This window comes from Iodidimonas nitroreducens, assembly GCA_000710935.1.
GTDB lineage: Bacteria > Pseudomonadota > Alphaproteobacteria > Sphingomonadales > Rhodothalassiaceae > Iodidimonas > Iodidimonas nitroreducens.
In genome coordinates this window covers 25,674-39,906 of record BAYV01000003.1, presented here as the reverse complement: position 1 = coordinate 39,906, position 14,233 = coordinate 25,674, and the positions used below count along the sequence as shown (strand labels likewise).

The window sequence follows — 14,233 nt, the reverse complement described above, 5'->3', positions numbered from 1 at the left end:
CCTCCCCATAAAGAGCCATCCATCACCACATCACCATTGAGCCGGCCTGGCCAATGGGCAGATATGGCAGTTTTGCGTCGGCTTCGTGCCGCCGTCTATAGTTTCCGGGGATTTGATAGCCCGGATCATTACGTGTATTTGATTCAATAGGTCTAAATGAAATGCATTTCAATGTTTTTCTAAAATGCATTTCATAGCCGGTCTATAAAACAGGTGGACTGTGGCAGATCAGCATCTAGGGTCCTGACTCTAGCCTGTGTCATGAACTTTCAAAACAAGGGGAGCGCATCAATTTTCCGAGGGAAGGGAGATCGTCGTTTTTGCTTGCAACTCAAATCATGTTAAGAGGCCGAGAGCTTTGGTTATGATAGGCTAGAGCGATTTCGAGCGGAGTGGGATCACGACGCGGCAAGGAAATCGCGGTCAAACAGATATTGAGAGCATTTGATCCGGTCCACTTTGATCGGAAAATGCTTCAGACCCCTTTGAGGGGGAAGAGTTCAAAGGGGTGATGGGTTGAAAGGGACTGGCACAAAAATGATCGGCAGGCGGGCGAAAACGATGGACGATATCGCGCGCCTTGCCAGGGTTTCAAAGCCAACGGTTTCGCGGGCTTTGAGCAACAGCCCGCTGGTGACCGAACAAACCCGCCAGCATGTGCTCGAAGTCGCTGCAAAATATGGCTATGTGGTCAATCGCAATGCCAGAAAACTGCGGCAAAATCGTGCCCATACCATCGCGGTGGTGCTTGATTTCGGCTCTCATCGTGAAAATCGCATTTCCGATCCGTTCATCTTCAATCTGCTGGCGGGCGTTTCCGAAGCTTTGGGCGAGCGGGATCAGGATTTGCTTTTATGTTCGCCCAGCCATAGCACTATCGAGCAATTGGCATCCCTTACCTTATCAGGGGGGGCGGATGGTATCATCTTTTTGGGGGAAGGCGGGCGCCGGGATGAATTGATCGCCCTTGCGGGCCGCCCTGTGCCTTTTGTGGTGTGGGGGGCTGTGGAAGATGGGCTGTCTTATTGTGCGGTGGGAAGCGATAATTTTCGCGGTGGTTTATTGGCCGGCCGCCATCTGCTCGAACGCGGACGATCCCGTTTCCTGTTCATCGGCGATCCCCAGCATTTTGAGATTTCGGCTCGTCGTCAGGGGCTTGTGGCGGCCCTTGATGAATATTGCGAAAGCCATCCCGAGGACAAGGCGCGCTTGCAGATCACCGATCTGTCGATGGTCGATTTTTCTTATGCCACAAGCCATGAAGCCGCCACCCGGATGATGAAAAGCCCTGATCCGATCCCCGATGCCATTTTCGCGGGCAGCGATACGGCGGCGATGGCGGTGATCAGCGCTTTGCGTCAGGCCGGGTTGGCGGTGCCCGCAGATGTTTCTGTGGTGGGCTATAATGATATTCCGGCCGCCGAACATTTCCACCCGGCCTTGAGCAGCATTCGGCAGGATGTGCACCGGGCGGGCGCCTTATTGGTTGAAAAGCTGATGCTGGCGATTGAGGGCCACAGGCCTGCTTCGGCGATGCTCGAAACTCGCCTGATCATTCGGGATTCGAGCTGATCAGCGGCAGTAGTCCGCTGGCCTGAAGGCGGCGATATTGGGGATGATGGCATCGGCTTCATCAAGGGTCTCGCGATCCCCCACACCAATCACAAAACAGCCCGCCGCCTTCGCCGATTGCACGCCGGCTTTCGCATCATCCAAAGCAAGGCAGGCTTGGGGATCACAGCTAACCCCCTTGGCCGCCATGAGGAAAATATCGGGGGCGGGTTTTGAATGCCTGGCCGCCCCGGCATCGGCAATATAATCGATCAGATCACTGATCTGCAGCCTTTCGATCAGGGTAGGGGCATTGCGGCTGGCCGAAGCCAATGCGGTTTGCAAGCCCATGTCGCGACAGGCGAGAAGGGCATCACGGGCCCCGGGCAGCAGAGCATCCGGGCTGAGCTGCTCGATGATGGTGCGATAATAGCCATTCTTGCGATCCGCAAGCTGGATTTTTTCGGCGTTTGTATAAGATCGCGATGCCTTTTCCAACAATATATCAAGGGATGCCATGCGGCTCACCCCTTTCAGGCGTTCATTGATATCGATATCAAAGGCAATGCCCAAGTCATCAGCAAGCTTTTTCCAGGCCTTGAAATGCTCCATGGCGCTATCGGCCAGCACGCCATCGAGATCAAAGAGAACGGCTTTGAAAATTCGCTTTATCATGCGCTTTTCGTGCCCCTATTCTGACCGCTGTTTTCGGCGACTGTGTGGCGGGTAGGGGCGCTGATTTCTTGCGTTTCATCCAGCATCATCATCTGATCACCATGATAAATGCGCATGGGTGCCCCTTTCAAAAGGCGATAATGCGTTGTTTGGGGGGTAATCTCGATGGCGATCAAGCGATTTTGAAAGCCCAGATTAAAGCGCAGGGCCGTCCATTTCTCAGGCAGGCAGGGGGTAAAGCTCAGGGCATCATTTCCCTTGATCCGCATCCCCGCAAATCCTTCGATGATGCACATCCAGCTTCCCCCGGATGAGGCCATATGCAGGCCATGCCCGGTGTTTTTGTGCAGATCCCCCAGATCCACATAAACGGCATGGTGGAAATAATCCAAAGCCTTTTCCGCCCGCCCCAATTGGCTCGAAAGCATTCCGAAAATGCAGGCCGATAAGGTTGAATCATGAACCGTTACGCCTTCGTAATAATCAAGATCGCGGGCCATATCGGCCGGATCGAATTGATCGCCCAATAAAGCCATGGCCAGCACCGTATCGGCCTGTTTGCAGATCTGATGGCGATAAAGGCTGAGCGGATGATAATGCAAAAGCAAAGGGAATTTATCGGCTGGTGTGCCCGCAATATCCCATGGTTTCTTGTCGAGAAAGCTATCATCCTGCGCATGAATCCCTAAATCTTTGCTATAGGGCAGATACATCTGATCGGCGGCCTTGCGCCACAGGGCGATATCATCATGGGTGAGGCCGATGCTGTGGGCAAGGGCGGTAAAGGCATCGGGGGCCTTCGCCTCCATCCATCGGGCGATTTCATAGGCATGATCAAGATGCCTGCGGGCCATGGCATTGGTATAAAAATTATTGTTCACAAGGGCTGTATATTCATCCGGCCCGGTGACACAATTGATACAGAAAGCATTGTTTTTCAAGGGATTAAAAAAGCCGATGTCATTCCAGATCAGGGCGGTTTCAAATAAAAGCCGGGCCCCGTGTTCGATCAGGAAATCTTCATCGCCGGTCATATCCACATAGCGTTTCAGGGCATAGGCCACATCGCTATTGATATGATATTGCGCCGAACCGGCAGGAAAATAAGCCGAACATTCCCGCCCGCTGATGGTGCGCCAGGCAATCAGGGCACCGCGTGCATGGCCCATTTCGCGGGCATGTTGGCGCGATTGTTCCAAAGTGCGGCAGCGATAAAGCAGCATATCGCGGGCAAGCTGTGGCCGTGCCGATGCCAGCATGGGCAGCCCGAAAATTTCGGCATCCCAGAAATAATGCCCTTCATAGCCTTCGCCGGTTTGGCCTTTGGCGCAAAGCGATGTATCGCCGCCCCGGCCCACCGCCTGCAAAAGCTGAAACATATTAAAGCGCAGGGCAAAGCCATCTTCGGGCGCCCCATCAATGGCAATATCGGCATGGGCCCAGAAATCGGCCAGATCATCGGCCTGTTCCAGCAAAAGCCCGGCAAAGCCCAAAGCTTTAGCGGCCGCCAGATGATCGAGTGCTTTTCGGGCATGGTCCTGAAGCGCGGCGGGCTGCGGAGTGGGCGGGCTGGCTTCATAGCAGATGAATTTGGTCAGGCTGATGCTTTCGCCATCCGATAAGCTGGCTTTATACGCCTGTTCCACATTCTGATCTGGTCCCTTTTCGGGATTGGGGGTGATCGCTTCCAGACCACTTGAAGCTTCATGATCGGCGACAACAGCCAGATATTGCCCGCTTCTGGTCAGTTGATAAAGCATGCCCTGCGCCAAACCTTCGATGATCGCGGAACGCCTGATAAATGGGGATTGCTTGAACGCCGGGCCAAGGCGGGGATCATGGGCCCCTTCATGGGGCTTTTCCTGATTGCGCGCGGGGGCTTCTGCTTCAGCCGCTTCAATGAAGGAGTGGATGGACAGATCAGCCGGGGCACCCTTGACGCTGATGGTCACTCTGCTGGCCAGAATACCGGGCCTTTGCAGACAGGCGAGGCGTTCATAACGGGCGGTGATGATGGCGCCACGCGCTGTTTTCCAACACAGATGGCTTTCCAGAACGCCGGTTTTGAAATCAAGGCGGCGGCTGGATGAAACAAGCTGCGTGCTGCCGGCATGAAGCCTTTCCCCATCGGCATGAAGATGGATCGGCGTTGCATTGGGCGCGGGCGGGCGGGTATCGCTGCTTTCGGCAAAGCCATGGGCTTTTTCATGATAATGGATGGGAACCGTTTCATAAATGCCATTCACATAAACCAAAGCCCGGCCCAGATCCCCTTCATCCAGCGCATCTTCATAGCCGCCGCGCACACCGATCAGGCCATTGCCCACCGAGAAAAGCGATAAGCTGCGCGGCAGGCTCGCCTGATCCACCCCCTGTTCGCCCCCCTGTTCGCTGAGAGACCAGGCATCGAGCTTGTAGGGTGATCCTTTAAGGAATGGGTTTTTTGTGATGGACATCGTGCTGAACGCCTCCCCCGGTCGGACCGATTGTTTCACGGCAAGAGGCTGAGCGCAGTGCCTCGCGTGATCATCATTTTCTTGGTTATCTATAAGACAAAAACTTAATGAAATGCATTTCATAATGCAATAGGATATGATGCTGACACATGAAATTGATAACCATCAGGATCATCAGGACAGGCTCATCAGGAACGGCACCGGCTGATCGGGTGACAAGGCCATGATAAAGGGCCAATCTTGATGAAAGATAAGAGAAGCGGGCCAAAAAAAGCCTGCAATAATGGGAGGATATCGCGCGTGGAAACGATAAGGATCCGACTGTCGCTGATCACGACCTATATCGTGTTCGCCATCCTGCTCAATTCCGTGGGCACGGTGATCATGCAATCGATCAACAGCTTCGGGGTCACGGAAAGTGCTGCGGGCATATTGGAGGGTTTCAAGGATCTTTCGATTGCTATTGTCTCTTTTGTCGTGGCGTCGTTCCTGCCGCGTTTTGGCTATCGCCGCTCGATGATTGCGGGGCTTTTGCTGGTCACGCTCGCCTGTTTGGCCATGCCGCTGGCCAATAGCTTTTTTGCGACCAAGATGATGTTCATGGCGGTGGGGGTGGCTTTTGCTCTCGTCAAGGTATCGGTTTATTCCTCGATCGGATTGATCACCAAAAACCCCCGCGATCATGCCGGTTTCATGAATGTGCTTGAAGGCATGTTCATGGTAGGCGTTCTGGCGGGTTACTGGATTTTTGGCTATTTCATCGGCGATGGATCCTCAGGCGGGTCTGATTGGCTCGATGTTTATTGGGTTCTGGCGGTCTTGTGCTTGTTCAATATCGTGTTGTTGCTCAGCACCAAAATGGATGAAAGTGGCAGCCATGGGGACAAAAGCTCGATGGTTCAGGATTTTCGCAAGATGATGGCATTGCTGGCCTTGCCGATGGTGCTGGTTTTTGTCATTTCGGCTTTTCTTTATGTGCTGATCGAGCAGGGCATCGGCACATGGCTTCCCAATTTCAATAACAAGGTTTTAAATCTGCCTTCGGATATGAGCGTGCAGGCCACCAGCATTTTTGCCGCTTCATTGGCGATTGGGCGATTGAGCGCGGGGGCGGTTTTGAGCCGGGTGAGCTGGTATCCCGTGCTCAATGTGTGTGTGCTGGCGATGGCTGGTCTTGTTTTGCTGACTTTGCCCCTCACAAGGGGGCTGGAAGGACAGGTCGTGAGCGGCTGGGCCGAGGCCCCTCTGGCGGCTTTTTTGTTCCCGCTGATCGGGCTTTTCATGGCACCGATTTATCCGGCCATCAATTCGGTTATTCTATCGGCCTTGCCTACGGCGCGGCATTCCTCGATGACCGGGCTGATCGTGATTTTCTCCGCCCTTGGGGGCACCACGGGTTCGCTTATCACCGGGCGGGTGTTCGAGGCTTTTGATGGCCAAACCGCCTTTTATCTGTCGTTGGTGCCCATGCTGGCGATCCTCATGTGCCTTTATCTGTTTCGCCAGACCACCGGACGCCACAAAGCGGGCGAAGCGCAGGCCGCCTGATCATCTGTGGAAATGGGGGCAAGGCCGGGCTTTTGCAAAAATGAATTGCCGATTTGCAAAAAGCCCGCGCCTTGCTAAGGTCATCCCTGATAATCATAAGGGCGGGTGGCACCTCAATTCCATGGATAAAAAACGAATGCATGAGCGGGGCGTTTTTGGTGATCGCCCGCTTTATCGGCTGGAAGATCTGGCAGAACTGGCGGGCGTTTCCATTTCCACGGTTTCGCGGGCCCTGAACAATTCCGATCTGGTGAGCGAGCGCACCAAAAGCCGGATCAGGCAGATTGCCCAAACCCATCATTATTCCGGCCGCCTGCGCGATAAGCTGGGGCCGGTGGCCCCCACATCCCGCACCATATCGGCGGTGATCCCACCCCCACAGGGGCGCGACCGGCGGATTTCCGATCCTTTCCTGCTCGATCTTTTAGGCGGGCTTGCAGATCAAACGATCGAGCGCGATTGCGATCTGCTGATTTCGCATGTGATGCCAAGCGATCTGGATGGCATGTTGTCTCTGCTCAGCACCGGGCGATCAGATGGGCTGATTTTTCTGGGCCAAAGCACGGTGCATGATGATCTCAACAGTCTTGCGGATCGCGGGGTGCCCTTTGTGGTATGGGGGGCGCGCCTGCCCAATCAGAAATATTGCACGGTGGGCAGCGATAATTTCAAAGGCGGGCACCGGGCCACCAGCCATCTGATCCGGCTGGGGCGGCGGCGGATCGCCTTCATTGGCGATATCGAAGCCCCTGAATTGCGCCTGCGTTTTGATGGCTATAAGCAGGCCTTGGCGGATGCCGATCTTCCTTTCGATCCGGCTTTGGTGCGTTCGGCGCATTTTTATCTGGAATCGGCAATGGAATCCATCGAGGCGCTGATCGAAAGCGGGATCCGCTTTGATGGGGTGATCGCGGCCAGTGATCTGATCGCCATCGGGGTGGTGCGGGGCCTGTTGAAAAGCGGGCTTCATGTGCCATCGGATATATCGGTGGTGGGTTATGATGATGTGCGCATGGCCGCCTATGCCAGCCCCACCTTGACCACCATTTCTCAGGATGTGGATAAGGCGGGGCGGCTTTTGATCAGCAAATTATTACGCCTGCTCGATGGTCAGGCGGTGCGGTCGGAACAATTGCCAACCGAATTGATTGTTCGCGAATCCTGCGGCGCCTGATCGTTCAGCGCTTTATCTGCCCTCTCCGTGGCTCAGGATGCAGCCGCCAAAGGGGGGCAGATGCAGGCCGCCAGCCTTGATCGATCCATCCAGCCCCGTGATAGCAAGCTTTGACCATTGGCCGGTGCTTTGGGGATGCCAATCCAAAGGATCGGGGCCCAGATTGAAAGCGCACAGCAGGCGATCATCCCCATGGCGGCGTTCAAAAGCCACGATGGGTTCGGGGCTTTCAAAAAAATGGAGGGAGCCATGGCGCAGGGCCGGGTGGTTTTTGCGCAAGGCCAGAAAATCCTGCATCTGCCGATAGCATGATCCGGGGTCGGCCTGCTGGCCATCGGCAGCCAAAGCCAGATGATCAGGATCGATGGGCAGCCAGGGCTCGGTGGTTGAAAACCCGGCATGAGAGCTCTGGGCCTGCCATGGCATGGGGGTGCGGGCCCCATCGCGGCCCAGCGTATCGGGCCAATTGGCAATGGCTTCGGGATCGGCGAGCCGGGCATAGGGAATATCGGCCTGGCTTAGCCCCAATTCCTGACCCTGATAGATGAACACCGTGCCGCGCAGGCTGCATAATAGCGTGTTCAGGGTCTTGGCAAAACGCGGATCATGTTCGCCCCCGCGATCCCGGCCCCAGCGGGATGCCACCCTTGGGGCATCATGATTGCTGAATGCCCAGCTTGGCCAGGCGCTGTTATCTGCCTGATCCCAGGCCGAAACCGCTTCATTTACAAGCTGTGCGCTTAGCCGATCATTTTCAATGAAAACAAAGCTATAGGCCGTGTGTAAACGATCTGCACCCTCAACATAAGAAATCAATTCCTCAAGGGAGCTGTGATCGCCGATTTCGGCAACGGTAAAGCGATCCTCATAACTGTCGATAAGCGCCCGCAAACGCGCGATGAAAGCAAAATTTTCGGGCCGCGAGCGATTATAAAGATGCTCTTGAAAATCATAGGGCCGCAAGCCGCTGCGACCGCTGGGTGGATTATCGCGCAATTGGGCATCATGCATATAGAAATTGGCGGCATCCAGCCGAAAGCCATCAACGCCGCGATCGAGCCAGAAGCGCGCAATGTCCAAAATCGCATCCTGCACAGCTTGATTGCGCAGATTGAGATCGGGCTGTTCGCTTAAGAAATTATGCAGATAATATTGTTTCCGGCGGCCATCCCATGTCCAGGCCGCGCCTTTAAACAGGGATTGCCAATTATTGGGCGGGCCGCCATCTTTTTTCGGATCGGCCCACACATACCAATCGGCCTTGGGATTGCTGCGATCCCGGCGGCTTTCCAAAAACCATGGATGCTGATCCGAACTATGGGAATAGACCTGATCGATGATCAGCTTCAGCCCCAGGGCATGGGCTTTCTGGAGCACGGCATCGAAATCATCGAGGGTACCGAAAATGGGATCGACATTGCAGAAATCGGCAACATCATAGCCATAATCCACCATTGGCGAGGTGAAAAAGGGCGAAATCCAGATCGCATCCACCCCCAAAGCGGCAATATAATCAAGATGATCCAATATGCCTTTCAGATCCCCGATGCCATCACCATCGGCATCGGCAAAGCTGCGGGGATAGATCTGATAGATCACCGCGCCACGCCACCAGGGTTCTTCAGGATGCTTCCGTTCATCCGGCCTGTTCGGGGCAGGCTCATGGCGTGATCTGATGATGTCATTCTTTGTCATAAAGGCCCCATACAGCAAAAGATAAAGGGGGAAGGTGAAGCTGCAGATCACCGCTGGCAGCATCGCGCACCGCTTGCCCATCCCCAAGCAAAAGGCCGGGCTCATCCGCAGTAATTCCTGATGCTTTCAGGGTGCTCAATCGTGCGTTTTGTGGAGTATCGGCGCTGTTGATGGCGACAAGAAGGGCCGCGCCGCTTTGCACATCGATCCGGGAAAACGCGTAAATCCCAGCAGTTTCTGCAGCAAAATGGCTGATCTGCTCCCCCCGGCGCAAAGCAGGATGGGCGCGGTAGAGGGCCGCGAATTCGCCAAGGCTGCGATAAAGGGGATGGCTGGGGTCAAAATTATCCTCAGCCGTGCTGGCGTCACTGCCGATCAGGCGATTGTCATTATAAACCGCAACTTTGCTTTTAAACATATCTTCGCGGGCATCCTGATCATGGCCATCGCCGGTGAAACCCTGTTCATCGCCAGAATAGATCACCGGCGCCCCGCGCGCGAAAAGCATCAGGGCATGAGCCATGCGCAGCCGCTTGAGCAGCATCTCGTCATCGGCATCGGCGCCAAATTTTTTGAGGAGAAAATGCCCAAAGCGGCCCATATCATGATTGCCCAGAAAGGTGGGCAAAAGGCCGGCATCGCTCCAATCACTTTGATAAAGCCTGTCGGCGGCAAAAAAATCCGCCAGCATCTGCGTGGGGGCCCCATCAATCAGCACCTTTTGGGCAATGGATTGAAAACCGAAATCCAGCACAGCGGGGAATTTTCCATCCCGCACAAATTGGCTCAGGGCTTTGGGATCGGGATCATAAACCTCGCCGAAAACATAGAAATGGGGATTGCCAAGGGTTGCGGCATAGGCACGGATTTCGGGCACAAAACGCTGCCAGAACGCCATATTCACATGGCGCACCGTATCGATCCGAAAGCCATCGATACCAAATTCTTTGATCCAGAATTTATAAATTTCGATCATCCCGTCTAAAGCCCTGGGATGTTCGGTGAACAAATCATCAAGCCCGGCAAAATCGCCATAAAGGGAATTTTCGCCCCTGAAAGTGGTTTCGCCGCGATTGTGATAATAGATGGGATCATTGAGCCATTGCGGCACCTTTATATCCGCTTCCGCCTCAGGCACAAAGGGGCGATAGGCCCAATCGGGGCGGGTGAGACGGGCGAAATTCCCGGGTGTCTGATGGCGGGGATCATCCCCCATGAAGCCCGGATTGATGGCCGGGCCATCCCGATCCCCCCGGGTGGTATAGGGATAATCGGCCAAAGAGCGATAGGGGCAAATATTTTCACCCTGGCATTCCTGATATTGGATCACATCGGCTGTGTGATTGGTGATGATATCGAAAATGACCTTGATGCCCCGGGCATGGGCAAGGCGGATCAGATCTTTTAAATCCTGATTGCTGCCGAAATGGGGGTCGATGCGGGTGAAATCGGTGATCCAATAGCCATGATAGGCCGCTGATTCCTGTCCCTTGGGGCCTTGGACCGGCTTGTTTTTGAAAATCGGGGCCATCCAGATGGCAGAGACCCCCAAATCCTCCAGATAATCGAGCTTTTCGATTACGCCCCTCAGGTCACCACCATGATAAAAGGCTTTATGGGTGGGATCAAAGCCATGATCGAGTCTGCTGCCAGCCATTCCTCCGCGATCATTGGCCGGATCACCATTATAAAAGCGATCAGGCAGCATGAAATAGATGACATCATCCTTGATCGGCCGATTTTTGACCGGCAACAGATGCGGCGCATTTTTGTTTGTGATTTTGGGGTCTATCTCTTTGGAATTGCTGATCAGGCTTTGCCCATGGGCCTCGGCCCCCTGAAAAAAGGTGCCCAAGGCGATGAAAAATGCAAAAATCACCACCATCATGACGGGTGGGCGCCATGCGAAGGCAGAGGCCATCATCCATTTATTTCTGCCATTTATCATGATCAAAATCCCCGTCACCCTGCCTGTATCAGATTCGTTTATGGTATTTTATGCTAAAGATTTTGCACAAAAATGCAATAATGACAAGAAAATTGCAAAAACGGATGAGGGCAAAAAACGGCCGTTTTGTTTTGATTAAAAAACAGGGGGGCTGCATGGCCGCAAGCCAAGCCTCGCACGCTGGTGAAGGCAAGGTGACTTTACCGCAATAGAAAAACTAAGCATAATGAGCAGGTCATCTATTTTATCGGATTTAATCACCAAGAGGCAGGCATGTCGGACCCCAAACCCACTCCTCTCACAGACTTTTATGCGGATAATCCGCTGGAAGCCGAAGCCCATTTATTTGGGCGCAAGGCCCATGCGGATCGTCGCGGTTTTTTGCGCGGTGCGGGGCTTGCGGCTTTTGGAGCGGCCTTGGGCGCTGCGGTGCCCTTTCATCGCAATTTTCCCGCCGGGCTTATTCCCCATGCCTTGGCGCAGGGCAGTGTTGTTGCGGGGAAGGATGGGCTGATCATTTTGAATGACCGGCCTTTCAATGCCGAAACCCCGGCGCATCTCCTTGATGATCCCATCACCCCCATCGCGCGGCATTTCATTCGTAATAATGGCCTTCCGCCCGAAGATATGTCGGCCAGGGATTGGCGTTTGCGCATCGATGGCCTTGTGGATCGGCCGATGACCTTATCCATTGATGATTTAAAGCGCGATTTTGAAACGGTCACCGAACGATTGGTGATTGAATGTGGCGGCAATGGCCGGGCTTTTTTTGAACCCGGTGCCAGCGGCAATCAATGGACAGTGGGGGCCGTGGCCTGTGCGGAATGGACCGGCGTGCGGCTGGCCGATGTGCTCAAAGCCGCAGGGGTGAAGGATGATGTGATCTACACCGCCCATGAAGGGGCGGATAGCCATTTATCGGGCGATCCATCCAAAATGCCCTTGTCGCGTGGGGTGCCTATCGAAAAGGCCATGGATCCGCATAATCTGATCGCCTTTGGCATGAATGGCGGCGATATCCATCCCATGAATGGGGCGCCTTTGCGGCTTGTGGTGCCGGGCTGGCCGGGAAGCTGCTCGCAAAAATGGCTCACCCGTATCTGGTTGCGCGATCAGGTGCATGATGGCGCCAAGATGACCGGTACCAGCTATCGCATGCCGCGCTTTCCCGTGGCCCCGGGAACCGAAGTGCCGGAAAGCGATTTCGAGATCATCGAAGCGATGCCGGTGAAATCCCTGATCACCCATCCGGTGGATGGCATGGCCCTTTCCAGGCCGGCGCTGGATGTGCGCGGCCATGCCTGGGTGGGCGAGGGGAAAGTGGCGCAGATGCACATAAGCCATGATTTTGGCGCCACATGGCAAGAGGCCGAATTGGATGAACCGGCCAATCCCTTTGCCTGGCAGCAATGGCGCGGGCATATCAGCTTCCCGGAACCGGGCTATTATGAAATCTGGGCGAAGGCGACAGATGATCGCGGCATCTCTCAGCCCTTTAGCATTGGCTGGAATCCCAAGGGTTATCTCAATAATTTCTATCATCGCATCGCGGTAACGGTGGCATGATGATGAAATTCGGCTGGTTTGGTCTGCTCGCTTTGCTGGTGGGGTCTGATGTTCATGCCCAACAGGCGGGTGAAGATTTCGATCCGGATATGCCACCTGAAATGGCCATGATGCAGGCGGGCGAGGGGCGCGAAACCACATTTTACATGTGTTCGGCCTGTCATTCGATGAAGCTGGTGACCCAGCAAAGGCTGAGCCGTGATCGCTGGGATTATCTGTTAAACTGGATGACAAAGGAACAGGCCATGCCCCCCCTCGATGATGAAATGAGGGGGGAAATCCTTGATTATCTCAGCACCAGCTATGGCCCCGACCAAAGCAGCCGCAAAACCCAAAGGCGCTGAAATCCTGCGGTCCGGAAAGGCTCGACCCGGAAAAGCCCCAACCCTTAAAGGATTAGGCGGTTTCGCCAAAAAGCTCGCGGCCGATCAGCATCCGGCGGATTTCGGATGTGCCCGCGCCGATCTCATAAAGCTTCGCATCGCGCAGCAGCCTGCCGGCAGGATATTCATTGATATAGCCATTGCCGCCCAGCGCCTGAATGGCCTCAAGGGCCATTTGCGTGGCTTTTTCCGCTGCGTATAAAATGCAACCGGCGGCATCCTTGCGGGTGGTTTCGCCGCGATCACAGGATTGCGCCACCGCATAAACATAGGATCGGCAGGCCCCATAGCTTGTGTACATATCGGCGATTTTCCCCTGCATCAGTTGAAATTCGCCGATGGGTCGGCCAAATTGCTGGCGTTCATGCAGATAGGGCAAAACCACATCCAAACAGGCACGCATGATCCCCAAAGGCCCTGCGGCCAGCACCACCCGTTCATAATCAAGGCCCGACATCAAAACCCGCACGCCTTTGTTTTCTTCGCCAACCAGTTGATCAAGGCCGATTTTCGCCCCGTCGAAAACCAGTTCGCAGGTATTGGAGCCGCGCATCCCCAATTTATCGAGCTTTTGCGCCGTGGTGAAACCGGGGGTGTCTTTTTCCACCAGAAAAGCCGAAATGCCTTTTGATCCCGCCTCGGGCTCGGTTTTGGCATATACCAAAAGCACATCGGCATCCGGGCCATTGGTGATCCACATTTTATTGCCGGTGATGACATAGCCGTCATTGTGCTTCACGGCCCGGGTTTTCATCGAAACCACATCCGATCCCGCCCCGGGTTCCGACATGGCCAGCGCACCCACAAACTCGCCGGAAATCAGCTTGGGCAGATAGGCGGCCTTTTGCGCTTCGTTGCCATTGATGACGATCTGATTGATGCACAAATTGCTGTGGGCACCATAGCTCAGCCCGACTGATGCCGATGCCCGGCTGATTTCTTCCATCACGATACAATGGGCAAGATAACCCATATCCGCGCCGCCATAGGCTTCGGGGGCGGTGATCCCCAAAAGGCCGATCTCACCCATCGCGGGCCACAGATCCCGGGGGAAGGTGTTTGTGGCATCGATTTCGGCGGCACGTGGGGCGATTTTATCCTCGGCAAAGCGCCGCGCCGTTTCGCGCAGCATATCAAGCTCTTCACCATGATCAAAACGCAGGGTTGGAAAGTCGAAAAACATCTCTGTGGTCCCGATTTTATGGAGTTTTTACGGTCGGCCCATTCTTAGCGCGCT

General features: G+C 54.7%; 11 protein-coding genes. 6 read left to right on the top strand and 5 right to left on the bottom strand.

Annotated features, from left to right (window positions below; genetic code table 11):
* The first annotated feature begins 561 nt into the window (after positions 1 to 561).
* A complete protein-coding gene (locus AQ1_RS00835) occupies positions 562 to 1,572 on the top strand; it encodes a LacI family DNA-binding transcriptional regulator (protein ID WP_042083116.1) in 1,011 nt (336 codons plus the stop codon).
* Here AQ1_RS00835 and pgmB read toward each other — a convergent pair whose 3' ends face one another.
* Both pgmB and AQ1_RS00825 read right to left on the bottom strand, forming a co-directional pair.
* Positions 1,573 to 2,226 carry a beta-phosphoglucomutase gene (pgmB, locus tag AQ1_RS00830; RefSeq protein ID WP_042082976.1) on the bottom strand — a complete coding sequence of 218 codons (654 nt, stop codon included), beginning with the start codon at positions 2,224 to 2,226 and terminating at the stop codon, positions 1,573 to 1,575.
* A complete protein-coding gene (locus tag AQ1_RS00825) occupies positions 2,223 to 4,682 on the bottom strand; it encodes a glycoside hydrolase family 65 protein (protein WP_052370658.1) in 2,460 nt (819 codons plus the stop codon). Before AQ1_RS00825 ends, pgmB begins: the two co-directional genes overlap by 4 nt.
* Positions 4,683 to 4,982: 300 nt before the next feature.
* Between AQ1_RS00825 and AQ1_RS00820 the strand changes: the two genes are divergently transcribed.
* Together AQ1_RS00820 and AQ1_RS00815 are read left to right on the top strand one after the other, a co-directional pair.
* Positions 4,983 to 6,230 (top strand): MFS transporter, encoded by a 1,248-nt coding sequence (locus tag AQ1_RS00820; RefSeq protein ID WP_042083110.1) that lies wholly within the window; start codon positions 4,983 to 4,985, stop codon positions 6,228 to 6,230.
* 121 nt (positions 6,231 to 6,351) lie between these two features.
* Positions 6,352 to 7,404 carry a substrate-binding domain-containing protein gene (locus AQ1_RS00815; RefSeq protein WP_042082973.1) on the top strand — a complete coding sequence of 351 codons (1,053 nt, stop codon included), beginning with the start codon at positions 6,352 to 6,354 and terminating at the stop codon, positions 7,402 to 7,404.
* Positions 7,405 to 7,416: 12 nt separating this feature from the next.
* Here AQ1_RS00815 and AQ1_RS00810 read toward each other — a convergent pair whose 3' ends face one another.
* Together AQ1_RS00810 and AQ1_RS00805 are read right to left on the bottom strand one after the other, a co-directional pair.
* A complete protein-coding gene (locus tag AQ1_RS00810) occupies positions 7,417 to 9,099 on the bottom strand; it encodes an alpha-glucosidase (RefSeq protein WP_081836973.1) in 1,683 nt (560 codons plus the stop codon).
* Positions 9,086 to 10,978: an alpha-amylase family glycosyl hydrolase gene (locus AQ1_RS00805; RefSeq protein WP_462686900.1), complete on the bottom strand. Its 1,893-nt coding sequence runs from the start codon at positions 10,976 to 10,978 to the stop codon at positions 9,086 to 9,088. The genes AQ1_RS00810 and AQ1_RS00805 overlap by 14 nt, the downstream gene beginning before the upstream one ends.
* Between AQ1_RS00805 and AQ1_RS00800 the strand changes: the two genes are divergently transcribed.
* The 3 genes from AQ1_RS00800 to AQ1_RS00790 all read left to right on the top strand — a co-directional run bounded on the left by AQ1_RS00800 (position 10,959) and on the right by AQ1_RS00790 (position 12,957).
* On the top strand, positions 10,959 to 11,186 hold the full coding sequence (locus AQ1_RS00800; protein WP_150006878.1) for a hypothetical protein: 228 nt from the start codon (positions 10,959 to 10,961) through the stop codon (positions 11,184 to 11,186). The two genes, AQ1_RS00805 and AQ1_RS00800, sit on opposite strands and share 20 nt — an antisense overlap.
* 134 nt (positions 11,187 to 11,320) lie before the next feature.
* Entirely contained in the window at positions 11,321 to 12,613 is a 1,293-nt protein-coding gene (locus AQ1_RS00795; RefSeq protein ID WP_042082970.1) for a sulfite oxidase, read from the top strand.
* On the top strand, positions 12,610 to 12,957 hold the full coding sequence (locus tag AQ1_RS00790; protein ID WP_052370656.1) for a hypothetical protein: 348 nt from the start codon (positions 12,610 to 12,612) through the stop codon (positions 12,955 to 12,957). The genes AQ1_RS00795 and AQ1_RS00790 overlap by 4 nt, the downstream gene beginning before the upstream one ends.
* Positions 12,958 to 13,009: 52 nt before the next feature.
* Here AQ1_RS00790 and AQ1_RS00785 read toward each other — a convergent pair whose 3' ends face one another.
* Positions 13,010 to 14,179, bottom strand: a complete 1,170-nt coding sequence (locus tag AQ1_RS00785) for an isovaleryl-CoA dehydrogenase (RefSeq protein ID WP_042082967.1) — start codon at positions 14,177 to 14,179, stop codon at positions 13,010 to 13,012.
* Positions 14,180 to 14,233 lie beyond the last annotated feature (54 nt).